Source organism: Arthrobacter sp. PAMC 25486 (assembly GCF_000785535.1).
In the GTDB taxonomy this organism is placed as follows: Bacteria; Actinomycetota; Actinomycetes; order Actinomycetales; family Micrococcaceae; genus Specibacter.
On the sequence record NZ_CP007595.1, the window covers coordinates 1,753,910 to 1,778,016 of the forward strand.

Annotated in this window: 18 protein-coding genes and 1 pseudogene; 5 read left to right on the top strand and 14 right to left on the bottom strand. The window is 64.1% G+C overall.

What is annotated here, in order from left to right; all coding sequences use genetic code 11:
- The 4 genes from art_RS08060 to mtrA all read right to left on the bottom strand — a co-directional run bounded on the left by art_RS08060 (position 1) and on the right by mtrA (position 5,400).
- Positions 1 to 894, bottom strand: a complete 894-nt coding sequence (locus art_RS08060) for a ComF family protein (RefSeq protein ID WP_038463862.1) — start codon at positions 892 to 894, stop codon at positions 1 to 3.
- 178 nt (positions 895 to 1,072) lie between these two features.
- On the bottom strand, positions 1,073 to 2,818 hold the full coding sequence (locus tag art_RS08065) for an LpqB family beta-propeller domain-containing protein (RefSeq protein WP_052136131.1): 1,746 nt from the start codon (positions 2,816 to 2,818) through the stop codon (positions 1,073 to 1,075).
- A complete protein-coding gene (gene mtrB, locus art_RS08070; RefSeq protein ID WP_052136132.1) occupies positions 2,818 to 4,701 on the bottom strand; it encodes an MtrAB system histidine kinase MtrB in 1,884 nt (627 codons plus the stop codon). Before mtrB ends, art_RS08065 begins: the two co-directional genes overlap by 1 nt.
- 24 nt (positions 4,702 to 4,725) lie before the next feature.
- Positions 4,726 to 5,400, bottom strand: coding sequence for an MtrAB system response regulator MtrA (mtrA, locus tag art_RS08075; protein ID WP_038463865.1), 675 nt, complete (start codon positions 5,398 to 5,400; stop codon positions 4,726 to 4,728).
- Between the two features lie 950 nt (positions 5,401 to 6,350).
- Between mtrA and art_RS08080 the strand changes: the two genes are divergently transcribed.
- The 5 genes from art_RS08080 to art_RS08100 all read left to right on the top strand — a co-directional run bounded on the left by art_RS08080 (position 6,351) and on the right by art_RS08100 (position 12,089).
- On the top strand, positions 6,351 to 7,754 hold the full coding sequence (locus art_RS08080; protein ID WP_052136133.1) for a hypothetical protein: 1,404 nt from the start codon (positions 6,351 to 6,353) through the stop codon (positions 7,752 to 7,754).
- 10 nt (positions 7,755 to 7,764) lie between these two features.
- Positions 7,765 to 8,439, top strand: a complete 675-nt coding sequence (locus art_RS08085; protein WP_052136134.1) for a DUF4129 domain-containing protein — start codon at positions 7,765 to 7,767, stop codon at positions 8,437 to 8,439.
- Complete coding sequence (locus art_RS08090; protein ID WP_157875212.1) at positions 8,436 to 9,680, top strand: DUF4350 domain-containing protein; 1,245 nt, start codon at positions 8,436 to 8,438, stop codon at positions 9,678 to 9,680. The genes art_RS08085 and art_RS08090 overlap by 4 nt, the downstream gene beginning before the upstream one ends.
- Positions 9,677 to 10,717 (top strand): MoxR family ATPase, encoded by a 1,041-nt coding sequence (locus art_RS08095; protein WP_082000184.1) that lies wholly within the window; start codon positions 9,677 to 9,679, stop codon positions 10,715 to 10,717. Before art_RS08090 ends, art_RS08095 begins: the two co-directional genes overlap by 4 nt.
- 79 nt (positions 10,718 to 10,796) lie before the next feature.
- Entirely contained in the window at positions 10,797 to 12,089 is a 1,293-nt protein-coding gene (locus tag art_RS08100) for a DUF58 domain-containing protein (protein ID WP_038463867.1), read from the top strand.
- Between the two features lie 45 nt (positions 12,090 to 12,134).
- On the opposite strand, the gene art_RS08105 is transcribed toward art_RS08100, so the two are convergent.
- The 10 genes and pseudogenes from art_RS08105 to art_RS08150 all read right to left on the bottom strand — a co-directional run bounded on the left by art_RS08105 (position 12,135) and on the right by art_RS08150 (position 24,106).
- Entirely contained in the window at positions 12,135 to 13,016 is an 882-nt protein-coding gene (locus art_RS08105) for an SGNH/GDSL hydrolase family protein (RefSeq protein WP_038463870.1), read from the bottom strand.
- Between the two features lie 315 nt (positions 13,017 to 13,331).
- Entirely contained in the window at positions 13,332 to 14,471 is a 1,140-nt protein-coding gene (locus art_RS08110; protein ID WP_038463872.1) for a hypothetical protein, read from the bottom strand.
- A 92-nt stretch (positions 14,472 to 14,563) separates the two neighbouring features.
- Complete coding sequence (locus art_RS08115; RefSeq protein WP_082000185.1) at positions 14,564 to 15,037, bottom strand: chorismate mutase; 474 nt, start codon at positions 15,035 to 15,037, stop codon at positions 14,564 to 14,566.
- 87 nt (positions 15,038 to 15,124) lie between these two features.
- Positions 15,125 to 16,849 carry an ABC transporter ATP-binding protein gene (locus art_RS08120; protein ID WP_038463875.1) on the bottom strand — a complete coding sequence of 575 codons (1,725 nt, stop codon included), beginning with the start codon at positions 16,847 to 16,849 and terminating at the stop codon, positions 15,125 to 15,127.
- Positions 16,846 to 17,775 carry an ABC transporter permease gene (locus art_RS08125; RefSeq protein WP_367643771.1) on the bottom strand — a complete coding sequence of 310 codons (930 nt, stop codon included), beginning with the start codon at positions 17,773 to 17,775 and terminating at the stop codon, positions 16,846 to 16,848. Before art_RS08125 ends, art_RS08120 begins: the two co-directional genes overlap by 4 nt.
- Positions 17,776 to 17,784: 9 nt before the next feature.
- Positions 17,785 to 18,867, bottom strand: a complete 1,083-nt coding sequence (locus tag art_RS08130) for an ABC transporter permease (RefSeq protein ID WP_253901583.1) — start codon at positions 18,865 to 18,867, stop codon at positions 17,785 to 17,787.
- A gap of 105 nt (positions 18,868 to 18,972) precedes the next feature.
- Positions 18,973 to 20,644 (bottom strand): annotated as a pseudogene (locus tag art_RS08135) (ABC transporter substrate-binding protein).
- Between the two features lie 134 nt (positions 20,645 to 20,778).
- Positions 20,779 to 21,396 carry a TIGR03086 family metal-binding protein gene (locus art_RS08140; RefSeq protein ID WP_052136137.1) on the bottom strand — a complete coding sequence of 206 codons (618 nt, stop codon included), beginning with the start codon at positions 21,394 to 21,396 and terminating at the stop codon, positions 20,779 to 20,781.
- A 280-nt stretch (positions 21,397 to 21,676) separates the two neighbouring features.
- On the bottom strand, positions 21,677 to 22,825 hold the full coding sequence (gene mnmA / locus art_RS08145) for a tRNA 2-thiouridine(34) synthase MnmA (protein WP_082000186.1): 1,149 nt from the start codon (positions 22,823 to 22,825) through the stop codon (positions 21,677 to 21,679).
- Positions 22,826 to 22,876: 51 nt separating this feature from the next.
- Positions 22,877 to 24,106, bottom strand: coding sequence for a cysteine desulfurase family protein (locus art_RS08150; RefSeq protein WP_038463887.1), 1,230 nt, complete (start codon positions 24,104 to 24,106; stop codon positions 22,877 to 22,879).
- Between the last annotated feature and the right edge of the window lies 1 nt (position 24,107).

Below are 24,107 nucleotides of genomic sequence, written 5' to 3' on the forward strand. Positions count from 1 at the left end.
TCATCGGGGCTCGTTGACGATGCCTTTTTCCGGTGCCCGGGCGGCTGCCAGGACCACTGCACCACGGACCAGAAACCCCGCCTTCTCCAGTGTTCTGGCGGCTTCTCGCAGGGTTGACCCGGTGGTGAGGACGTCATCGAGCAACAGCACGGCTTGGCCATTAGGGTTCGCCAGGAGCCGAAATCTGCGGCCCCTGCGGCGCTTGATTTTCATTGTGTTACGGACGTTGCGCCGGCGTGCAGCCCTGCCCAGCCCCTTCTGGTGGTGGCGGCGCCACGGCGCTTTCACCTTGCTGCCCAAAATGGGGGCAATGACCACCCCGGACGGGAGCCTCCCTTCCTTCACGAGAGACTCCAAGAGCAAGGCCACCGGGTCGTAGCCGCGCCGCCGCCAGCCGCTTCCCGTGCTGGGAATCGGAACCAGCCACAGGGCTGGCGCCTGCGGCGGTTCACTCGCCGAGGGCCTTTGTTTCAGTTGCTCAGGCACCTGGTCGAGGGCCCGGGCCAGGCAGCGGCCCAAGGGCGCCGATAATTCGGTGCGGCCGTGGTTTTTGAAGCCCAAAATGGTGGCTGCAAACGCATCCCGATAGTGTCCTGCCGCAAGCACCGGCAGGTACGGTTCACCCAACACGCCTACGAGTGCATCTGCAAACCGTTCAGCCCGGAAGGGCTGTGCTGTTTGGCGGCGCAGAGCGGCCGAACAGGCAGGGCACAAGGTGTGGTCCTCGGCACCACACACAACGCAGTCGGCTGGCATCACCAGGTGGAGGAAATCCTGCCATGCGCGTTCACCCCAGAGCCATGCTCTCAGCCACGGGGAGCTGGCACGTGCCCTGTGCGACGGAAAATGGGGCACCAGAGTGCCTGGCCCGCCCGTCGTGTCTTCCGTGTTCATGGTTCAAGCATGGCGCTGCCATGGACTCCATGGCGGGGCACAGCGACGATTGTGGGTTGCAGGCGGCCCTGCCCTGCCTGTGGAGGAACCGCCGCAGCCCCAACTCTAGGGACACATCGCTGCGGCGTTCGCAAAAGGAGCCCGTAAGGTGCTGCGGCGTCTGGAATGGGGATGGCCGCTAGCCAGCGAACGAGGCCTGCCGCAGCTCCTTGGCCGCCACAGCCCAGCTGTTGCCAACATTTGAATAGAATTCGGACGCGGTTTGGGCGTGCACGTTGCGCACGCCCGACCCGGCGCTGATCCATTCAACGCCCGCCAGCTCATCCATCTCCACGGGCCCCCTGGCCAGGTCCAGGATCTGGATGGTCACCGGCTCGGTGGACGACGGTGCCATGACGGCCACGCTCGACTCACCCGCCCACACCCCCAGTGTGGGCGCACCGGTGTGCACCAGGCTGAGCGGTTCGGTGAGTTCCTTCGGCACGTCCCCCGTCTTGAACAGTCCTGTGATGCTGACCCTGTTCACCCCGTTGGCCTCCGAAATGACCAGAGCCCGGGTGCCGTCGCGGGAGACCCGCAGCGTACTGACCTGCTGGCCAACCAGCCACGGAACCGTGATGACAACAGGATTGCCGAGGGCACCGCCGTCGCCCGGTTTGATGGCGATCACCGTCCCGGAGCCGTCCCCGGCCGCGGACCACAGCCAGCCGTTCGGGGCAAACGACGGCGGGGTCAGCGCCACACCGGCAATGGCCAGGACGGGCTGCTGGCCGGGCACAACAGAGTAAATCTGGTTGCCGGCACCCGCCCGGAACGCAAAGTTGCCGCCCGAATAAGACACGGCGGGGACGGCAGGGGCCAGTTCCTGCACTGAGACCATGTCGGGGATGGGCGCGATCTTCGTCCCATCAAAGGTGACAAGCTCATTTTTGGCCAGGGCAACCTGGGTGGGCGGGACCGCATTCTCAACAATCATGGGGCTGGCAGTGTCGCCGGGGCCGCCCATGTCAATTTCCCGCTCATCGGCCAGGAACTTCACCTCGGTGACGGTGTTGAGGCTTTTTTGCAACGTGGTGAGCATCTGCGCGCGCATCTGCTGGCGTTGCTTGACGCTCGTTTCCAGCAGGGGGCCGGGCGTCAAACCGATCCTGGCCACACCGTCGGCGACGGGCACCGAGTCGCGTTCCAGCGCGATCCCGTTGGGGAAGGCGCTGACCACGGCGCCCTTCAGGTACGGTGCAGGGCCGCCCAGCATGGCCTTGACAATACTGGTTGACGTGCGCGTGGAACGCCCCGCCAGCCATCTGACATCCGGAACGCCGTAGGTGAAGGTGGGATCGTAAAAATACAGCGAGAACGGGCTGAAAAGTGTTTGGAAGGTTGCCTCCGAAAGCACCAGCCCGTCCGGCGCCTTGGAGATGCGCCACTGCCCCTCAACCTGCACCAAAACTATAGCCAGACGCTCCGTGGTGCCCTGTTTCGCCGGCGTCAGCACACCCGTGCCGTCCACCGTGGACACCACCTCAAAGGTGAGATTGTAGGAGTCCTTTTCCGCGCCCGGCTCCACCGAAAAGGTATCCGTGTACACCAACGTTCGCTTGTCCGGGGCCCACGATTGCGCCAGGCCAGGCGTCAGGTACTGCCGTGCCACCTGAAAATCGTCGTTGACGCCGGTGCCGGATTCAACGAACCCTCGAATGATGCTCTCCGGTGAGGCGCCGTCCACGGGCGAAAATTGCTGGAAGTTGACGTTGATCGAGTTGCTGCGCGGTGGCAGGGGGTCGCTCTTGCCCACCGGTCCGCTGGTGGGAATGGTTGCGCAACCGCTCAGCACAAAAAGTACGACGGCGGCCATCGCCCAGGCAATGAGCGGCCAGTTCCGCTGCCCCTCCTTGGACGATTGGTTCCGCTTTACTTCACCCATCACTGCCCCGCCTTGTCATTGCTACTGCCGGGATTGCCTGCGGCGTTGTTGCCGGGTTCGTGGACGACGGGTGCCTTCAAGGAGCCCAGGGCACCCACCACACCGATGGATCCGGTATGCGTGAGCACCGGCGCCGTGGATAACGAGCCGGCGCCGGCCGCATGTCCGCCACCGTCAGGGGGCAGCGGGACGGGGGAATGCGAAATCACGGTGCCTTGTTTGCGGGGCAGGGTCAGGCGGAAGCAGGACCCCTCTCCTGGCACGCCCCAGGCGTCCAACCAGCCGTCGTGCAGCCGCGCGTCTTCCATGGCGATGGACAGGCCCAGTCCGCTGCCGCCGGTGGTGCGTGCTCGTGCCACGTCCGCACGCCAGAACCTGTCAAAAACGTGCTCGAGGGCGGACGGTGACATGCCTATTCCGTAGTCGCGCACAGCAACCGCAACCGCGTACTCATCAGCTGTAACAAACACCTTCACAGGCTTGCCCTCACTGTGCTCAATGGCGTTCAGGATCAGGTTCCGCAGAATCCTGTCAATCCTGCGCGAGTCCATCTCAACAATGCATTGGTGGTTGCGCAGCCGTGTCACAACCGAAAGCTCACAGTTGTTGGCATCGGCGACCGGGGACGCGCCGTCGATCACGGAATGGATCACGGAGAAAATATCCAGGGACTCCGCGTCAAGATCGGCCACCCCGGCATCAAAGCGTGAGATTTCAAGGAGATCCGCCAGGAGCAGTTCAAAGCGTTCCACCTGGTGGAAGAGCAATTCGGAGGAACGTTTGTTGATGGGGTCGAAGTCTTCCCGCGCATCGTAGAGGACCTCAGCGGCCATCCGCACCGTCGTCAACGGGGTGCGCAGCTCATGCGAGACGTCCGAAACAAAGCGTTGTTGCATCTCCGAGAGGTTGGCTAAGGCGTTGATCTGGTCCTGCAGGGAGGTGGCCATCTTGTTGAATGACGTGGCGAGCCTGGCCATCTCGTCCTCGCCGCGGACCACCATGCGCTCTTCCAAGCCGCCGGCAGCCAGTTTTTCCGACACGGCGGCGGCCTGGCTGACGGGGTTCACCACGGTGCGCGTCACGTACCAGACGATGGCACCAATGAGCAGCAGCAGGATGCCGCCAGCCAGCCACAGCACCGATTGAATGTAGTTCAGCGTTTCCTGGGCCGTGTTGAGGTCATAGATCATGTACAGCTCATAGCGGGTGTTCAGGAGCTCCACCTGGCTGCCAAGAACCACCGCCGGGTGGGCGCCGGCACTGCCGGTGGGCAGATCGATTGACTGCCAATACTGGGACTCGGCGTCTCCTTGGACAGCCGCCCGCAATTCATCCGGAATGATGGCTGCCGTGACGCCGCCGGAATCGGAGGAGCTCACGTTGAGCTTGCTGTTTTGGCCCGGAATCTTCACCATCAGGTATTTGCGGTCGTCATCGCCACCACCCACTTTGAGCAACTGCAGGGTGTCGCGCACATACGTCGATACGCGCGGCTGATCGCTCAGGCTGGCGTTGGAGAATTCCCCCTGCACCTGTGTGGCACCCCGCGCAGATTCCTGCTGCGCCTGGGCCAGGCGTTCCTTGAACAGGCCGTTGGAAATCTGTCCGGCCAAATAACCGCCCACACCCACCACGGCGATCGAGGCGATCAGCAAGGTGGTGACAACAGTGCGGAACTGCAGCGAGGTGCGCCAGCGCCGGGCAAAGGAGTTGCGAACCCAGCGCGCTGCATGCAAAACTCTCAGCCATCCAACACGGAAGGAAGCCGCCACCTTGCCCGCCAACACCGAGACGGCGGAGCCCTCCTGCCCCACCCCATCGGGACCGGGGGTGGCAGCGGGAAGGTGCGGAACGGCGTCGTGCTTGGTCTGCTCAGCACTCATGGCTTGTTCACTGCCAAGCGGGGCTTAGCTCCCGGCCTTGTAGCCGACACCGCGAACGGTGAGGACCACTTCCGGGGCCTCGGGGTCTCGCTCAATCTTCGAACGCAGGCGCTGGACGTGGACATTGACCAGGCGGGTGTCAGCGGCGTGGCGGTAACCCCACACCTGCTCCAGCAGCAGCTCGCGGGAGAAGACCTGCCACGGCTTGCGGGCCAGTGCCACCAGGAGGTCAAACTCCAGCGGCGTCAGGGAAATTTTCTCACCGGCACGGCGAACCGAGTGGCCGGCCACGTCGATGCTGATCTCACCGATGACAAGCGTTTCGGGGGCCTTGACGTCGCCGGGACGCAGCCGGGCACGCACCCGCGCAACGAGTTCGGCCGGTTTGAAGGGCTTGGCGACATAGTCATCGGCACCGGATTCCAGGCCGCGCACCACATCGGAGGTGTCCGACTTGGCGGTCAGCATCACGATGGGAACGTCGGACTCGGCACGGATCAGGCGGCACACTTCAATGCCGTCCATGCCCGGCAGCATCAGGTCCAGGAGGACAAGATCCGGCTTGTTGTCCTGGAAGACCTCAAGCGCTTTGGCCCCGTCAGCGCAAAAAACCGGCTCAAAGCCGTCATTGCGCAGCACAATGCCGATCATCTCGGATAGTGCCTCGTCATCGTCAACCACTAAAATGCGTGCCTTCATACCTCTATATTTGCCTATTACCCGCACAATGTCCCCATCGACGCTCCACGGGAGGCGCAACATGGCCGAATTTGCGCCGAAATTCGCTACCGGCGGAGCATGAATACTGCTTGGGGCCCGTCGGAAGGCCGCGGATCGGGAGAGGGCATGGCACCCGCGCCTGCCGACTTCCCTCCATGTCAAGGTCCGCCAGCACTGCTCGCCCACCTCCGGCGAACTGGCAGTTAATGTGGCTCTTGTGACTTTTCCGTGGGTGGGTTCACCGTCGCGCCGTCACGTCTTCGGACCGTCACGTCTTCAAACCTTTTCGCTCAGCTGGCGGGCTGTTGTGGCGATCCATCGCTCAGGTACCGGACATCGGCCCTGTTTCCTTGTGCGGGGTGCGGGAAACTCGTACGGGAGGGTGTGTGCTTCGTCGAGAATGACCCTGGGCCGTAGCGTGTGGCTTCTTGTTTCGCCGAGAATGGCCCGAACACGTGAGATGCCGTCGAAGTTGCGCCATTCTCGCGAGCCTGAACCATTTTCGGCGAAACACGGTCAGAATGCTGCGAGTGTGGCCCATTCTCGGCATGTGTTTCCAGCTCAACCTCGGCGGAGCCTCGGGGATCGAATGATCTGGCCTGTCACACACTGTCGGCAAGACCTGGACGGGGTGCTCTGCGCCCCTGCCGAAAACAGCCAAGGCGAAGACGGCCAAGGCGAAAACTTCCAGGGCGACAGCGGCTTGAATGCTGCCAGCCGGGATGGTGGGTCCCAGGCTGAAGCACCCCCGAAAGAGCAAGAGCCGTTAATGTCCTCCAAATTTATTCTGAGGACATTAACTGCCAGTTGGCGGACTCAGAGAAGCTGCGTGACGTGTGCCAACCCAAATTAGGTATTCCGTGGGCACCTCCCGATATGGTTTGAGCCGATAGGGTTTGCAGTATGGACACCGCAGTACAGGGAGCAAAATGACGCAGGAACCACAGCAGCCACCACTTGATCCACAGGGTGAAGGCGGGCAGGCTCCCGTGACGCCGGCTGCGCCGCAGCAAACCCACGGCCAGCCCCAGCAACCCCAGTGGGGGCAGTATGGGCAGCCGCAGCAACCCCAGTGGGGGCAGTACGGGCAACCCCAGCAACCGCAGCAGCCCCAGCAACCCCAGCAACCCCAGCAGCCCCAGTGGGGGCAGTACGGGCAACCCCAGCAACCCCCGTACGGCCAGGCCCCTCAGCCGCCATACGGCCAGCCCGGCTACGGCGGCTATGTTGCCCCGCCCAAGCCCGGCGTCATCCCGCTGCGCCCCCTGGGACTGGGCGAAATTCTGGACGGCGCCTTTCAAACGGCCCGCCGCAACGGCAAGGCCATGTTCGGCTCGGCACTGATCTTCCAGCTCGCCACGGCCGCCGTGACCCTGTTGGTGATGTTCTTCGCCTTCGGCAACCTCATGACCGATCTGTTCTCGATGAGCTCCACCATCGACGAATCAGACCCCGCCGCCTTTGAGGCCCTTGGCGGCCAACTCATCAGCTATTCGCTGTCGATGCTGGTCACAGCGTTCCTGTCCGTGCTGATCCAGATGGTGTTGCAGGGCGCCTTGGTGGTCCCGGTGCTGCGCGCCGTCCTGAACCGCAAGACCACCTTCACCCAGATGTGGCGCCTGACCAAGCCCCGCGTGGGATCGCTGATCATCCTTGCACTGCTCTATGCCGTCGCAGTATTGGCGGCAATCCTGATCTTCACGGGCATCGTCGTCGGGCTGATCTTCGCCATGGGTGCCACCACGTCCGACTCCGCCATCCTCGGCGTCATCGGCCTCTCCCTTCTGCTCAGCCTGCCTTTCGTTGCGCTCTCCGTCTGGATCAGCACCAAGGTGCTCGTGGCCCCGGCCGCCATCGTCGTGGAAAACATCGGCGCCGTCGCAGCCATCAAGCGTTCCTGGCAGCTGACCCGCAGCAACTGGTGGCGCACCTTCGGCATCTCAATCCTGGCCGCCATCATCGCCGGCGTCATCGGCAGCGTCATCACCACCCCGGTTGCTTTCCTGGCAGGTTTGCTGACCCCCGTGCTGGTTGGCGGTGAGCCCACAGCCGGGCAGACCGTCGGCATCTTTTTCGCCACCCAGGGCATCGCCATGATTGTTGGTGCCCTGGTCGGCGCCATCACCCTTGCCTTCCAAACCGGTGTCATGGGCTTGATCTACGTTGATCTGCGCATGCGCCGCGACGGCTTTGACATCACCTTGTTGAAGGAAGCCGAGCATGGAAAGGACGACGGCGGGATCCCCGGGTCCCTTGTCTCGTCCGCCCTTGCTGCGGGAGCCGGGGCAACGGGCGCCCAGCCGGGGCAGCAGCCCGGGCCGTACGGAAACTAGGGCGCTGCCCATGGTCTTTTCCGCCTTCCTTGCCGTTCTGCGCCCCGCCGACATCCCTGTTGTGCCGGGCGCCGATGAGGCCCGCCGATGGGCGCAGGAGGAGCTGGCCAAAAAGGTGTACCAGGACGCCAAGCCGGGGTGGGCGGAACAGCTTTTTGCCATGCTAAAAAAGGCGTTTGCCGAACTGTTGGGAAAGCTGGGGGTAGCCGACGCCAACATTGGCCTGGCCGTGGTGGTGGGGCTGGTTTTGCTCGCCGCGATCGCCATCGTATTGATCATCAGGCCGCGGCTGAATCGCAGGAAGGCCGCCACCGACGCAGTCTTTGATGGGGAAAAAATACTCTCCTCGGAGCAGCACCGCACCATGGCCCGCACGGCAGCACGCTCCGGTGACTTCCACACGGCCGTGAGCGAATCGTTCAGGGCCATGGTCCGTGCCGCCGAGGAACGGGCAGTCAGTGTCCCGGCCCTTGGCCTAACCGCTGCGGAAATTGTGGGCGTGCTTGAACGCGCCTTCCCCTCCCACCGGGAAGCGTTGCTCCACAGTGCCGAGCTGTTCAACGCCGTGCGCTACGGCATGGTGCCGCCCACGGCTGCCATGTATGAGGAACTACAGGCAACAGAGCGTTCACTTGCCGCCACCACCCCGCACTATGCTGACGAGTTCCCGGCGGTGCACTCGTGAGCGATCAAATGGTGTTTCGACCCGAGGCCGCCAGCACGAGCACCCGGCTCCGGCAGGGGTGGAGGAAGCACGGCTTCTGGATTGTTTGTGGAACCGTCTTTGTCCTGCTGTCCGTCCTGGGCTATCTCTTGAGCAACAGCGGCGGGCGCAGCTCCGGCACACTGTCCATCACCAACCCTGCCCCGGCAGGAGCGCAGGCCGCGGCCGCCATCCTTGCGGACCAGGGCGTGAGTGTCACGGCCAGTGACTCACTGTCAGCAACCCAAGCTTTGCTTCAGGGCGAAGGCCCCGGTGCCAGCACCGTGCTGTTCTATGACCCCAATAACTTCCTGTCCCCTGCCAGGGTGGGCGAGTTGACGGACAGCGTGTCGGACGCCGGCGGCAAGCTGGTGGCCGTTGCACCCGGCCCCCTGGCCACCCAGGCCCTCAGCCCCGAGCTGTCCAGCGTGGGCACTGCGGGCGACACGGCCACCGTGGCGCCCGGCTGCGGCAGTCCCGCTGCCGTGGCAGCCGGCACGATCGACGGCGGCACCCCCCTGCCCGGCACCGACGCAACGACAGTCACCACTCCACTGCTGCTGTTCAAAGGTGCGCAAACCTGCTTCATCCCCGCAGGTTCGCCGGCGGGTGGCGGAGGATTCCTGGCCAGCAACAGCGCCGGTGACATCACCGCCTTGGGAAATCCCGGCGTCGTCATTAACCAAAACCTGGCCAGCCGGGGCAATGCTGCGCTGACCATGAGGCTGCTGGGGAGCACACCCAAGCTCATCTGGTATACCGCAACTATCAAGGACATTCCCGTTGCGCAGCATCCCCCGACGCTGGCTGAGCTGACCCCCCAATGGATCTTCCCCGCATCGTTGTGGCTGTTGCTGGTAGCCATGTTGGGCATGGTGTGGCGCGGGCGGCGGCACGGGCCGCTGGTCAGCGAACCGCTGCCGGTGCACGTCAAGGCCTCTGAAACGCTGGCGGGCCGGGCTCGGCTGTACCAGGATGCCCGGGCCCTCGACACCGCTGCCGCGTCATTGCGGCAGGCATCGTTGACCCGTTTGGCACGCACCTTGCGGCTGGGCATTTCTGCCGAACCCGACGCCGTGGTCCACGCTGTTGCGTCCGCCACCGGGCGGCCGCAACAACAATTGCATGCCTTGTTGTTGGGCGAGCCGCCCTTGACTGAAAAACTATTGTTGTCCATGGCCGTGGAACTTGCGGCCCTAGAGGAAGAAGTGGCACGTCGATGACTACCCCTTACCCGAACTCCGCACCTGCGCCCGCTGGCGTGCCTGCCTCCGCCCCGGCACACCAGTCCCCCGCACACCAACCAGCGCCCAGCGCCTCGGCGCAGGCTTTGCTGGCCGTGCGCAGCGAAGTGGCAAAGGCAGTTGTTGGCCAGGAGGCCACAGTGACGGGCCTGCTCATTGCGCTCCTGGCGGGAGGCCATGTGTTGTTGGAGGGTGTGCCCGGTGTTGCCAAAACCCTGCTGGTGCGGGCCCTGTCCACGGCACTGAGCCTTGACACCAAGCGGGTCCAGTTCACCCCCGATCTGATGCCCGGCGACGTGACGGGCTCCTTGATCTATGACGCCGCCACCTCGGCCTTCACGTTCCGTGCGGGACCGGTATTCACGAACATTTTGCTAGCCGATGAAATCAACCGCACGCCGCCCAAGACGCAGGCCTCATTGCTTGAAGCCATGGAGGAACACCAGGTGTCGGTTGACGGTGTCTCACGCCGCCTGCCGTCGCCGTTCATGGTTGCGGCCACCCAAAACCCGGTCGAGTACGAGGGCACCTACCCGCTGCCCGAGGCCCAACTGGACCGTTTCCTGCTCAAACTCACCATGGACCTGCCGGGCCGGGACGATGAGATCGAGGTGATTCGCAGGCATAGCCGCGGCTTTGACCCTCAGGACCTCCACGGTGCCGGGGTGCGCGCCGTGGCCGGCGCAGCCGAACTGGCCCAGGCCCAACAAGAGGTGTCGCAGGTTGGCGTGGCCGATGAAATCCTGGCCTATGTTGTTGATCTGGTCAGGGCCACCCGCACCGCACCATCGTTCCAGTTGGGTGTTTCCCCGCGCGGCGCAACCGCCATCCTGAAGTCGGCACGCGCCTATGCGTGGCTGTCTGGACGCAGCTTTGTCACCCCCGATGACATCAAGGCTCTCGCCCTGCCCACACTGCGCCACAGGGTGGCACTGCGTCCCGAGGCCGAGATGGACGGGGTCGCCGTCGACGACATCCTGCGCTCCATCCTGGCCACCGTGCCGGTCCCCCGCTAAACCGGCTCCGGCTCCGGCTCCGGGAAACTCTCCCCCGACTGAGCCGCCTTCCCACTCCTGAGAACGGATCAAGGACACCATGGCCATATCGGGCAGATTCTTCTTCTTGGCACTAGCGGCGCTGGTGCCCATCATTGCCATGCCTGGGTTCGCCACCTGGCTGTTGTCGCTGGCTGTTTTGGCCGTGGTGCTCACAGTTGACCTAGCTCTGGCCGCCTCACCCCAAAAAGTGGCCCTGCAGCGCAGCATCCCCCAGGGTGTGCGGTTGGGCGAACCCTGTACTGCCGTGCTGCGCCTGGCCAATGAATCCCCGAGGCTGCTGCGAGCCGGCATAAAGGATGGCTGGCAGCCCTCGGCCGGGGCGGTCAATGCCTTGCAAAGCGTGCGCATTCGGCCCGGGGAACGGGCGGTGCTCACCGTGTCGCTCACCCCGTCCCGGCGCGGGGACCTGTTCACCCACCACGTCAGCGTGCGCTCTTTTGGCCCGCTGGGCATGGCCGCCCGGCAACGCACCATCCCGGCACCCGGAACCCTGCGCGTGCTGCCGCCGTTTCACGCCAAGCGCCACCTGCCCTCAAAATTGCGCAAACTGCGCGAACTTGATGGCAGGGCGGCCGTGCAGATCCGCGGTGCCGGCACAGAGTTTGATTCGCTGCGTGACTATGTGCGCGGCGACGATGTGCGTTCCATCGATTGGCGGGCCACGGCCCGGCGCCAGGACGTGGTGGTGCGCACCTGGCGGCCCGAACGGGACCGGCGGGTGGTCATTGTCCTGGACACCTCCCGCACCTCGGCCAGCCGCATCGCCGATGAGACGGCCCTTGACACGGGCATCGAGGCGTCCCTGCTCCTTGCCGTTTTGGCCGAGCGCGGCGGCGACCGCGTCAGCCTGCTCGCCTACGACCGCCGGGTGCGTGCCAAAGTCTCTTCCACCGGCAAGGGCAATCTGCTCAACGCCATGGTGCAGGCCTTGGCACCCCTGGAGCCGGAACTTATTGAACTGAACACCTCGGCCGTGGCCGGCGCCGTCCGCTCCGTCACGGCACACAGGGCGTTGATTGTGCTGGTGACCTCCCTCGACGCCGGCTCCGCCGAAGAGGGACTGATTCCGCTGGCCACCTCCTTGGCCCGCCAACATGTTGTGGTGGTTGCCACCGTGCGCGACCCCGCCATGGATGAGGCCCGTCTGGACCGATCAAGCACGACGGCGGTCTACCGGGCTGCCGCTGCCGAGCACACCCTCAACCGGCGGGCCGCCATTACGGCCGTGCTCCAGCAATCGGGCGTGGATGTGGTGGATGCTCCCCCGCAGGAACTCCCGCCAGCCTTGGCCGATGCCTACATCAGGCTCAAGGCTGCAGGACGGCTCTAGATCCTCGGCTCCGGATCAGCTGTGGCAGCCCTCAGCGTCAGTCCCTCAGGGCCGGGGTGCCACGAGCTTCAGGTCCCCCAGCTTTGCGGTCAGGACCTTGGTGAGCACCTCATGCCCGCTGGCGTTCAGGTGGACGCCGTCGGCCATTTTGTCGGCCAGGCCGTAGCGGGTGATCCAGTCACCGGCACTGATAAACCGTATCCCATTGCGCTGGGCAATTCCGGCCAATAGCGCATCGACCTGGACCCTGCGGCCGCCGGCAGCGGCTCCGCTGGACAAGGTGCCGATGAACAGGAAATCGGATCTCGGATAGCTGGCCTTCAGGTCCCGCAGCAGCCGCTCGGCATTGTCCATGATCTGGGCATCCGAGGCACCCTGAGCGGCGTCGTTGCCGCCGCCCTGGACCACTACCAATGCCGGATTGCCATACGGGAGCATGACCGCGCCGCTCTCCACGGCATCCGGATAGTTGGCGTGGAAGGTTGTTCCGGCCACAAAACCGGTGCCGGGGGCACCCACAAAGTCCACCTTGTAGCCGCGTGCGGCAAGCCCCGCGGCCACCCATGTATGGGCGCCGTCGGTTCCTGCGGCGCCCGCTGACTGGGAATCCCCCATGAGCACGGCCGTTCGCGCCACCGCGGGGTCTAGGATTTCGCGGCGGCCCGAGACAGGATTTAACACAATCGTGCCGGCTGGTAGGTCCCACACCGACACGGCCTCGTCCGGACTGCCGGAGTCCACCGCCCGGCCGCCGTCGGGAAGCGCGTTCCGGTCCGCCGCTGCGGGGGCCGGCTCAACTGCGACGGCCGGCGGCGCCACAACCCGGGGCACGGGGTATGTCGGCACCACCACGGGCCCCAGCAGGGCCGTGGAAATGGCTAGGGCAAGGCCCGCCCCACCCCTCAAGGCCAGCTTTCTTGCTTCCATGACGCCCCCGAAAATACGTAGTTAGGGAAACAATGCTAATAGCCGATGGTGAATTGCTGAGGAACTGGGGGTAACGAATTGCCGTCAATTCTGCCTGCCGCGGCATCACCATTAGTCGGCCCTTCTTGGGAATGCCGTAACGCGTTGCAGGGCGGACTGCAGTCCCCGTCGATGCTGATCCATCGTTGGGTGGCGAGCAGGGCGTCATCTCATATCTCGACGAAGCGGTGGCGGCGTGAGCGGTGGCGGGGTGAGCAGTGGCGGGTGGCGGGTGGTGGGTGGTGGTGGCGAGGAGGGCGAGGGATGACGGGCGGTCTAGCGGTAGCGAATTGCACTCAATTCCTCGGCAACTTCCAGCGACCGTTCCAACACCTGTCGCGCCTCCTGCGGGGAGAGTGCCGCGAGGCTGCCGGACGGGGTGATCCGCAACTGCGGGAGCAGTGCCATTTCCAAGCCCAGGCTGCGCCACGGCACCATGATCCGTTCCACCAGGGCTGCGTACGACGGCAGCGCCACACCCGGGCGGGCAGGGACAGTTCCGGCCCACACACCCGTGCCGGATTCCAGCGCTTCGGCCAGCTGTTCCCAATGCCCGGTGTCCAAGTTGTGCAGCGGCACGGCGACGGCATCGATGCCGCTGCCCAGGGCAATACCCAGTGCAGTTCGCCAAGCAGTAGCCTCGGCCGCAGCCGTGTCATCCCCTGCACCCCGAACTGAGAAGGACTGGTCTGCGCCGGCTTGGGCGGTGCCGGTCCGGGCAGCCACCGCCTGCGCGGCACCGCTTTCCGGCGCGAGGTTCATGGACACCTGGTTGAAACCGGCCCGACGGGCGGCTGCCACAAAGTCCGTCCAGGCCTGGCGCAGCTCGGAGGCAGGAATGGAGCGCAGAGTCCTGTAGCCGGATGCCGTGGGGATGGTTCCGGCCAGTGCACCGGCCACGCCCGGCTCATCAATTTGCAAGGTCAGCGCCGCACCAGGAACCGCAGACCGCAGCTGTTGGGCGTGGGCGAGCAGGCCGTCGCCCAGCGATTCGGCGATGTCACGCCGTGCCCCGTGGTCGCGCAGGGCCCGCTCACCATAGTGGAGGTGGAGCGCCGCAGCCAGCGACACGGGGCCCAAGACGTGGACCTTGTATTCAGCCGGCGCCAATTCGCCAGCTCCCACAACGTCGGCCAGGACGTTGATGTCCGTGGACAGCGCGGATGTTGCCCGGCGCTGGTCCTGGCCCGGGCGGTCAACGATGCGCCAGCCGTAGGGCTGGACGTCAACAGGCATCTCAACGAGCATCGCTGCCGTGCGCCCCACAGCGTCCGAACCCACACCCCGTGCGGGCAGGCTGGCCAGCCCGGGCAGATGTGGTTCAAGCAGCACCCCGAGGCCAACCTTGGCCGCCTCCACCGGGTCGGCGCCCGGCCACGGGCCCAGGGATGTGGCGGTGGCAACGGGTTCGGCCACCGGTGCGGTACGGGTCGCCGCCTCGCCAGCACCGCGGTGTTCGGAGGCACTCCGCGGGTGGGCGGAAGGTGAGCCGGTATCTGCTGAGGGGCTCACTTAAGCGCCGTGCCGCCGTCGTCCGTGTCAGTGTCCGCATGGGCGACAAAGCCCTGGCCATCGAGGCTGACCACGGGAACAACGCCCGTGGCGGCCACGGCGGAGTGGCTCTGGGAGATGGCCTGGTGGTGGTGAATGACCTCGCTGATGATGAAGTTCAGGAATTTTTCGGCGAAAGCGGGGTCCAGGTTGGCCGACTCGGCGAGGGCTCGCAGGCGGTGAATCTGGGCCTTTTCACGGTTGGGATCGGCTGCGGGAAGCTGGTGGGCGGCCTTGAGAATGCCAACTCGCTGGGTGGCCTTGAACCGTTCGGCGAGCAGGTACACGAGGGTGGCGTCAAAGTTGTCGATGCTCGAGCGGATGGAGAGCAGCTCGGCCATGACGGCCGGGTCAACGGCACCCGTGAGGGAACTGGCGGCCGGGTCAAAATCTTCAACGGACAGGTGCTGCGGGTGGCTCGATTCGGTCATAGGGACAGTTTAGGCGGTGCGCCGGGTGGACAAAACTCCTGTCCACCCGGCGCACCGCCTGCCCTTGGCCTGGTCCCGGCGGGCGGGCTAATTCGCGGCCAGCAACGCCTGGTGAATGGCGCGCCGCTGCGCTTGTTCGGCCGGGTTCGGCACAGGCAGGGAGGCGATCAACCGTTTCGTATAGTCGTGCTGCGGGTTGCCCATGATCTGGTTGCCGATGCCCTGTTCCACCAGGGATCCCTTGTACAGCACCCCCACCCACTCGGCCAGGATGTCCACGACGGCCAAATCGTGGCTGATAAACAAGGCCGCAAAACCTAGCTCCGTTTGAATCTCCCGGAACAGTTCCAGCACCTTCGCCTGAACCGAAACATCCAGCGCCGACGTGGGTTCATCGGCGATCAGCAGCTTGGGCTTAAGGGCCAGGCCGCGCGCCAGGGAGGCACGCTGGCGCTGCCCGCCTGACAGCTCATGAGGAAACCGCTTGGCGTATGCGCTTGGCAGCTGGACCGACTCAAGGAGTTCCGCCACCTTTTTGCTCACGGCCGGGGCGGAGAGCTCGGTGTGGATGAGCAACGGTTCGGCCACGCACTCGCCAATGGTCAGGTGCGGGTTGAATGACGCCGCAGGATCCTGGAACACGAAACCGATGTCCTTACGCAGCGGCCGGAAGGAGCGTTCCTTGTAATTGAGCATTTCGTAGCCCAGAACCTCCAGTGAGCCGCCGGTTGTGCGGTTCAGCCCGGCAATGGCACGCCCAATGGTGGTCTTGCCCGAACCGGACTCCCCCACCAGGCCAAACACTTCACCGGCGCTGATGGTGAAGGACACCTTGTCCACGGCCCGGAACGCCGGGCTGCCCAAACGTCCGGGATATTCAATCTCCAGGTCCGTGGCTCGCACCAACACTTCCTTGTCCTGGAAGGCGCGCGCGGTGAACCCTTCGGAGGCCGAATTGTGGCCCAGGTGGGGCACAGCCGCCAGCAGTTTTTGCGTGTACGCCTCCTTCGGGGCGGCAAACAACACCTCCGCACTGGCTTCCTCCACGACGTCGCCTTCAAACATGACAACCACACGGTCTGCCAAATCCGCCACGACGCCCATGTTGTGGGTGATCAGCACAATGGAGGTGCCGTAACGGTCGCGCAGGTCCCGCAGCAGCTCCAGGATTTCAGCCTGGACCGTGACATCGAGTGCGGTGGTTGGTTCATCCGCCACAATCAGGCCGGGGTTCAGGGCAAGCGCAGCAGCAATGACGACGCGTTGCTTCTGGCCACCGGAGAATTGGTGAGGGTAGTAGTCAACACGTTTTTCCGGCTCGGGAATGCCTACCTTGGACAGCGCCTCAATGGCAAGATGACGAGCTTCCTTCTTCCCCACCCGCTTCCCGTCCGGACGGTGGGCACGCAGCCCTTCGGCAATCTGCCAGCCCACTGTGCGCACCGGGTTCAACGCCGTGGAGGGTTCCTGGAACACCATGGCCACGTCACGGCCGCGAAGCTGACGCAGCTGTTTCGCACTGACGGTGATAACATCATTGCCGCTAATGACCACGGCGCCACTGCTCTCCGCTGTCTCCGGCAGCAACCCCAGAATGGCCTTCGCCGTGACTGTCTTACCCGACCCTGATTCACCCACGATCGCCACAATTTCACCGGGCGCCACGCTAAGGGACACTTCCTTCACCGCCTTCACATCACCCTGGTCGGTGGTAAAGGTGACCTTTAAATCTGCGATGTCCAGGACGGGCCGCGGCTCGGCTTCCCCTACGGGGCTGTGGCCCGCGGGGCTGTTGCTTGCGTGCCGGCTCATGCGTCCACCAATTCCTTCTTCTTTTTGGCCCGTTTCCGGCCCCGCAGGCGCGGGTCATTGAGGTCATTCATGGACTCGCCCAGCAGAGTCAGCCCCAGCACAGTCAGCACAATGGCCGCACCCGGGTACACACCTGTCCACCAGATTCCGGCCGTGGCATCGGACTGGGCGTGGTTGAGGTCGTAACCCCATTCCGCCGCCGTGGAGGGTTCAATGCCGAAGCCCAGGAAGCCGAGACCGGCCAAGGTCAGGATCGCCTCCGAGGCGTTCAGGGTGAAGATCAGCGGCAGCGTGCGGGTGGCGTTCTTGTAAATGTGCCGGGCCATGATGCGCACACTGGAGGCCCCCACCACAATGGCCGACTCCACAAAAGGTTCCGCCTTGAGCCGGATCGTTTCAGCCCGGATCACTCGGTAATACTGCGGAATGAACACGACGGTGATGGAAATGGCGGCCGAGAAAATGCCGGTCCACATGGAGGAGCGCCCCTGGTTCAGCGCAATCGACATGACCATGGCCAGCAGCAGCGTCGGGAAGGCATAGATCGCATCCGCCACAACCACCAGGATCCGGTCCAGCCAGCCGCCAATATAGCCCGAAACCAGGCCCAGGATCACGCCCAGGAAGATCGACAGCGCAACCGCAACCACAATCACAAGGAAGGCTGTCTGGGAACCCCAAATGGTGCGGGACAAGACATCATAACCTCCCGCCGTCGTGCCCCAAAGATGAACGGACGACGGCGGTGCCTGAGTTTCATTGAAGCGCTGGGTTGCGCCGTAGGGGGCGAGCAACGGCGCAAGGGCGGCCGTCAGCAGGAAGATGCAGGTCATGGCAATGCCGGCAACCAGCATGCCGCGTTGCAGTCCCACACTCTTCTTTAGTTGGGCAAAGATGGGCAGGCGGCCCAGGAGTGAACGTTTCATCGCCATGGTTTAATACCTCACCCTCGGGTCGATCAGCGCGGCGATGACGTCGACGATGAAGTTGGTGAGGGCCACGATCACTGCCAGCAGGGCCACGATGCCTTGGACGGCAACAAAGTCACGCGCGGTGAGGTAATGGGCCAGCTGGAAGCCGAGCCCTTTCCATTCGAAGGTGGTTTCGGTCAGCACGGCACCACCCAGCAGGAGCGCAATTTGCAGGCCCATGACCGTGATGATGGGGATGAGTGCCGGTTTGAAGGCGTGTTTGGTGACCAGCCGGTACTCGCTGACACCGCGGGACCGCCCGGCCTCGACGTAGTCCTTGCTGAGAGTGCCGATGACGTTGGTGCGCACCAGGCGCAGGAAGATGCCGGCTGTCAGCAGGCCGAGGGCGATGGCCGGGAGCACCGAGTGCTGGGCAACGTCCCAAAAGGCTTCCATGTTGCCGCTGCGCAGCGCATCCAACCAGTAGATGCCGGTGGGCGCCTCGAGTTGGGTCATGGCAATTTCCGTGCTGATGCTGGCCCGTCCGGCCACGGGGAACCAGCCCAGCCAAACCGAGAAGACCAGTTTCAGGAGCAGGCCTGCGAAGAACACCGGGGTGGCGTAGAAGGAGATGGCCAGGACACGCAAGATCGCGTCCTGGTACTTGTCGCGCTTGTACGCGGCCAGCATGCCGAAAGGGATGCCGATGGCCAACGCCACCAACAGCGAGTTGATGGCCAGTTCGAGGGTCGCCGTGCCATAAGTGGCCAGCATGTCGGAGATGAGCTGGTTATCTGAGATGGTGCGGCCAAAGTTGCCTGTGGCGATCTGTCCCAGATATTCAAAGTATTGGATGAAAATGGGTCTGTCGTAGCCGGCTTCATGGATGCGTTCCGCCAGCTGATCCGGTGGCAGCCGCCCACCCAGTGCTGCTGTTATGGGATCCCCTGTCAGCCGCATCAGGAAAAACACCATGGTGACGAGGATGAAAATGGTGGGGAAAATCAAGACAAAACGGACGGCAAGGTACTTGCCGAGGCCGCCACCGGCCCTGTTCTTCTTGTGCGGTGCCGGCACGGCGGGTTCCTCCACCGGCAGGTCAATCATTGCGGTCATGTGCGCCTATTTCTGGTGATGCAAAAGGCGGGGCTCCTATGTTCGATGCCCCGCCTTTTGCCACTGAGTTCTTGTCCTAGAGGTGCGTTGTGGGCACTACTTGGACAAAACACCCAGACGGAACTTGAACGACGCATCCAAGGTGTCCTTGGTGCCGTTGACCTTGACGTTGGACACGGCAACCTGGGCGCCCTGCAGCAGCGGAAGGGTGGAGAGGTCCTTGGCTTCCGCCGTCTGGATGTCCTCGATCAGCTGGGTGCGCTTGGCGGGATCGTTCATGGTCAACTGCTCCGTGATCATGTCCTGCACGGCCGTGTTGCTGTAGTGGTTCTTCAAGAAGTTGTCCGTGCTGAAGAACGGTGTCAGGTAGTTGTCAGCATCGGAGTAGTCAGGGAACCAGCCCAGCTGGTACATCGGGTAGGCATCCGCCGTGCGCTGCTTGGAGTAGGAAACCCATTCCGTTGACTGCAGGTTGACCGTGAACAACTTGGTCGCCTCCAGCTGGGCCTTGATGGCTGCATATTCGTCGCCCGAGGAAGAACCGTAGTGGTCCGGGTTGTACTGCAGGTCCAGCGTCACAGGGGTCTGCACTCCGGCGTCCGCCAAGGCCTTGGTTGCCTTGGCAACATCCGGTCCGCCGTTGCCGTCACCGTAGTCAGCCTTCAGGGGTTCGATGGCACCTGTGAAGCCGGCGGGGACATAGGAGTACAGCGGCAGGTAGGTGCCCTTGTAAACCTGGTCGGCAATCTTTGCCCGGTCAATGGAGTCGGCCATGGCCTGGCGGACGGCAAGGGACTTGGCCGCATCGGCGTCGGCCGTCTTGGCGCCGAACGGCATGGTATCGAAGTTGAAGACGATGTAGCGGATTTCGCCGCCGGGACCAATGTCCACCTTGACGTTCTTGTCCGATTTCAGGCTTTCAATGTCGGTGGCGGTGAGGCTGCGCCAGGCAACGTCAATGTTGCCCTTTTGCACGTCCAGCTTCATGTTGTTGGAGTCGGCGTAGTACTTCATGGTCACCGAATCGGACTTTGCAGGGCCCAGCAGGCCCTTGTATTCGGGGTTCTTGTTGAAGGCGATCAGTTCATTCTTCTTGAACGAGTCAATCGTGAACTGTCCGCCGAACGCCTTGCCCTTGATGATGTCTTCATCGGTGGTGATGGCGTCTGCGCTGAACACCGAGTCGTCGACGATGGGTCCTACGGGGCTGGTCAACACCTGTGGGAATGTTTGATCGTTTCCCAACTTCAGCTTGAACACCACTGTGGTGGCATCCGGAGCCTCAACACTGTCAAGGTTTGCCAGCAGCGTTGCCGGACCGTTGACGTCATTGATCTTGAGCTGGCGGTCGAAGGAGAACTTCACATCCTTGGAATCCAGTTCGGAACCGTTGGCCCACTTCAGGCCCGCCTTCAACTTCACCGTGTACTCGGTGGGGGACGTAAAATCAGCCGACTCCGCAATATCAGGCTTGGGGTCCGCACTGCCCGCCGCCGAGTTCAACACGAAGGGGTATGCCCGCCGCCGAGTTCAACACGAAGGGGTAGATCTGGTTCATCACCATGAACGAGCCGTTGTCATAGGATCCAGCCGGATCCAGAAAGGTGGTCTTGTCGGTGGTGCCCACCACGATGGGGCCTCCCGCAGTCCCCGGAGCCCCGGAGGTTTCGTCACCGCCGCCGGCAGGGCCGGTGCAGGCTGTCAGTGCCAGTGCGGATACGCCGGCAACGGCGATCATTGTTTTCAGCCCAAGCTTGTTCTTAACCATCAGCAAACTTTCTTTTGTCGTTTGCATGGAACAGGCCACACTTCGTCGTGTGACCTGGACCACGTTCTTGATAGTCAATCAGTATCATCTTTATCGGAGGCAAGTGCCGCAAAGGCCAAGTTGCAACCAGATGGTTATCTAAGGGACTGGACTCTGGGGCCGGAGCGAAAGTAGGGGCTGCGGCCAAACCAGCCGGCAAGCCGGGTGTATGAATCCGAACTGACGGGGACCCGCACCTCCGGACCAATGCCTCTTTCCACGCCTCGATACTCGGGCTTGAGCATCCGTTGCGCCCACGCCAGCGACTGGTCGGCCAGTGCCGGATCCAAAATGATGGGGACTCCGGTGGCCTTGAGCAGGTCCCAGGAGTGCACGGTAAATTCGGTGATTTGCAGGCCGATGCGGCTGCGCAAGGGAGCCTCACCACCGCCGGGCAGCGCCACTTGCGCGTTCAGGTCGGCCGCGGCCCAAGCCCTCATCAGCATGACCGCGCCGTCACTGAACCGGGTCGACCAGTCGGCGCCAACAGTTGCCGTTGCCGCCAGCGGATCCACATTGTTGCCGCGGGCCATGATGGTGTACTTATGCAGGTCCTGCACCACCAGGTGGTGCAGGAGGTCCTGAACATTCCAGTCCTCGCACGGCGTGGGCCAATCCGCTTGATTGGCCGAGATGGCACCGATCACTTCGGCGCACTGATTGAGTGTATTTTCGAGGAACTGCAGTGGGTTGGGAATTGTATGCGGGGGCATTGCGTCAACCTTCCGTGAACCAAGTCACCTTTATAGGAAGTTTACGCCAGCGGCACAAGGCCCCGCTTTCCCACCCCAACGCTCGCTCACATATGGGGCACTTTCGGGCGATCCTCGCTCACATACGGGGGTGCTTTGGGCAACGCTCCGGCAGTTGCTTCGACGATGAATCCACCCCAGCACTATAAGCGCAGGAGCGTCGTTGAAAAGTACCCCGTATGTGCAGGAGCGTCGTTGAAAAATGCCCCGTATGTGCAGGAGCGTCTGGGGTTGGTGGCGGCTAGGGGAGATCGGCAAGGTCGGGGCGGGCCATCGAACGGGCGGTGTCGATGGTGGCCTGGCCCAGCACGCGGGAGCCCTGGTACAGGACGATGGTCTGCCCGGGCGCCACGCCGCGCAGCGGCTCAACCAAGGTGACGTGCAGCTGCTGGCGGGTGCCGCCGTCGTCCGTTTCTTCGGTGACAAAGGCGCGGGCCGGGACGGGGTCCCCGTGGGCGCGGACCTGCGCATAGCAATCAAACTCGGCGCCGGTGGCGACCTCGGCGATGGGCAGCCCGGCCCAGGAGACCTTGATGCCCTGGATGGCGTCGATGGCCAGCAGGGCGTGCGGGCCGACGATGACCTTGTTTTCCTTGGGCCGGATTTCCAGGACGAAGCGCGGCTTGCCGTCGGCCGCGGGGGTGCCGAGCTTCAGTCCGCGGCGCTGGCCCACGGTGAACTGGTTGGAGCCGGTGTGCCCGCCCACCGTTGCACCGGTTTCGTCGACGATCTCGCCATCGGTCATCTCGATCTTTTCGGCGAGCCAGCCGGCGGTGTCCCCGTCGGGGATGAAGCAGATGTCGTGACTGTCCGGCTTTTTGGCGACAGACAGGCCGCGGGCTTCGGCCTCGGCACGGACCTCGGCCTTGGACGGGGTGTCGGCAAGGGGGAACATGGAGTGCTTGAGCTGTTCGTGGGTGAGCACGCCGAGCACGTAACTCTGGTCCTTGGCCCAGTCGGCGGCGCGGTGGAGTTCAGGGTTGCCGTCGGCATCGGTGATGACCTTGGCGTAGTGGCCTGTGCAGACGGCGTCGAAGCCCAGCGCGATGGCCTTTTCCAGCAGCGCGGCAAACTTGATGCGCTCGTTGCAGCGCATGCACGGGTTGGGGGTGCGGCCGGCCGCGTATTCGTCGATGAAGTCCTGGACCACGTCCTCCTTGAACCGTTCCGAGAAGTCCCAGACGTAATACGGGATGCCGAGCAGGTCGCAGGCGCGCCAGGCGTCGTTGGAGTCCTCCACGGTGCAACAGCCGCGGCTGCCGGTGCGCAGGGTTCCGGGCATGCGGGAGAGCGCCAGGTGGACGCCGACGACGTCGTGCCCGGCATCCACTGCCCGTGCTGCGGCTACGGCGGAGTCAACCCCGCCGCTCATGGCGGCCAATACTCGCATTACTTGCCTTTCACTTCATGTTTGGTGGTGCTGGTGCCCGGTTTCGGCTGTTCAGCCAGCGGCCCGCGTGCTTGCCGTTTCAATACTCGATTTATGCCCGGCCATGCCGGCCTGTTTTGCGCGTGCGTGTGCGTGCGGCAGCGCGGCCACAAAGGCGTCAACGTCCGCTTGGTTCGATGTATGCCCGAGGCTGAAGCGTTGTGCGCCACGTGCCATGTCCTCGTCCAGGCCCATGGCCAGCAGGACATGGGAAGGGCGGGGCACACCGGCGGTGCAGGCGGAGCCTGTGGAGGATTCGACGCCGGCCATGTCCAGGAGGAACAAAAGCGAATCGCCCTCGCAGCCGGGGAACGTGAAGTGCGTGTTGCCGGGGAGCCTTCCCACGGGGTTTTCCGCCGGGTCCACTCCGCGCAGCACGGCGTCCGGGACCGCGGTACGGACGGCAGCGATGATGGCATCCCGCAGTCCGGCAATCCGGGCGCCCTCGGCGGCAAGATTGGCGGTGACGTCCTGCGCGGCTGCGGCGAACGCGGCGATGCCGGCGGTGTCGAGCGTGCCAGAGCGGACGGAACGTTCCTGCCCGCCTCCGTGCAGCACGGGTGTCAGCGTCACGGCGCGGCCCAGCAGCAGTGCGCCGACGCCCACGGTGCCGCCGATCTTGTGGGCGCTGACAGACATGGCAGCCAGCCCCGAGGAGCGGAAGTTAACGGGGATGGAGCCAAAGGCCTGGACGGCGTCGGAATGGACCGGAATGCCGTACTTGTCGGCGAGCGCCACGACCTCGGCGATGGGCTGAATGCTGCCGACCTCATTGTTGGCCCACATGCAGGTGACGAGCGCCACGGAGGAGGCTCCGCCGTCGGACAATTCTTTTTCCAGGGCAGCCAGGTCCAGGACACCGGCAGCATCGACGGGCAGCCAGATCGCTTCGGCGCCCTCGTGCTGCACGAGCCATTCAACGGTGTCCGCCACGGCGGCGTGCTCAATGCTGGAGACGAGGATGCGCTTGCGGGCGGGGTCGGCAGCGCGCCGGGACCAGAACAGGCCCTTCACGGCGAGGTTGTCCGCCTCGGTGCCGCCGGAGGTGAAAATGACCTCGGTGGGGTGGGCGCCGGCTGCGGCGGCGATGGTTTCGCGGGCCGCCTCGACCGTGGCGCGGGCGCGGCGGCCCGATCCGTGGAGCGAGGACGGATTGCCGCTACGGGTGATAACGGAAGTGAGTGCGGCGAGGGCCGGGGCCGAAATTGGCGTGGTCGCCGCGTGATCTAGATACACGGGCACC

Excerpts from the sequence above, each read along its gene's own strand:
- art_RS08060 (WP_038463862.1), bottom strand. The coding sequence starts at position 894 with ATGAACACGGAAGACACGACGGGCGGGCCAGGCACTCTGGTGCCCCAT.
- art_RS08065 (WP_052136131.1), bottom strand. The coding sequence starts at position 2,818 with ATGGGTGAAGTAAAGCGGAACCAATCGTCCAAGGAGGGGCAGCGGAAC.
- mtrB (WP_052136132.1), bottom strand. The coding sequence starts at position 4,701 with ATGAGTGCTGAGCAGACCAAGCACGACGCCGTTCCGCACCTTCCCGCT.
- mtrA (WP_038463865.1), bottom strand. The coding sequence starts at position 5,400 with ATGAAGGCACGCATTTTAGTGGTTGACGATGACGAGGCACTATCCGAG.
- art_RS08080 (WP_052136133.1), top strand. The coding sequence starts at position 6,351 with ATGACGCAGGAACCACAGCAGCCACCACTTGATCCACAGGGTGAAGGC.
- art_RS08085 (WP_052136134.1), top strand. The coding sequence starts at position 7,765 with ATGGTCTTTTCCGCCTTCCTTGCCGTTCTGCGCCCCGCCGACATCCCT.
- art_RS08095 (WP_082000184.1), top strand. The coding sequence starts at position 9,677 with ATGACTACCCCTTACCCGAACTCCGCACCTGCGCCCGCTGGCGTGCCT.
- art_RS08100 (WP_038463867.1), top strand. The coding sequence starts at position 10,797 with ATGGCCATATCGGGCAGATTCTTCTTCTTGGCACTAGCGGCGCTGGTG.
- art_RS08105 (WP_038463870.1), bottom strand. The coding sequence starts at position 13,016 with ATGGAAGCAAGAAAGCTGGCCTTGAGGGGTGGGGCGGGCCTTGCCCTA.
- art_RS08115 (WP_082000185.1), bottom strand. The coding sequence starts at position 15,037 with ATGACCGAATCGAGCCACCCGCAGCACCTGTCCGTTGAAGATTTTGAC.
- art_RS08120 (WP_038463875.1), bottom strand. The coding sequence starts at position 16,849 with ATGAGCCGGCACGCAAGCAACAGCCCCGCGGGCCACAGCCCCGTAGGG.
- art_RS08125 (WP_367643771.1), bottom strand. The coding sequence starts at position 17,775 with ATGAAACGTTCACTCCTGGGCCGCCTGCCCATCTTTGCCCAACTAAAG.
- art_RS08130 (WP_253901583.1), bottom strand. The coding sequence starts at position 18,867 with ATGATTGACCTGCCGGTGGAGGAACCCGCCGTGCCGGCACCGCACAAG.
- art_RS08140 (WP_052136137.1), bottom strand. The coding sequence starts at position 21,396 with ATGCCCCCGCATACAATTCCCAACCCACTGCAGTTCCTCGAAAATACA.
- mnmA (WP_082000186.1), bottom strand. The coding sequence starts at position 22,825 with ATGCGAGTATTGGCCGCCATGAGCGGCGGGGTTGACTCCGCCGTAGCC.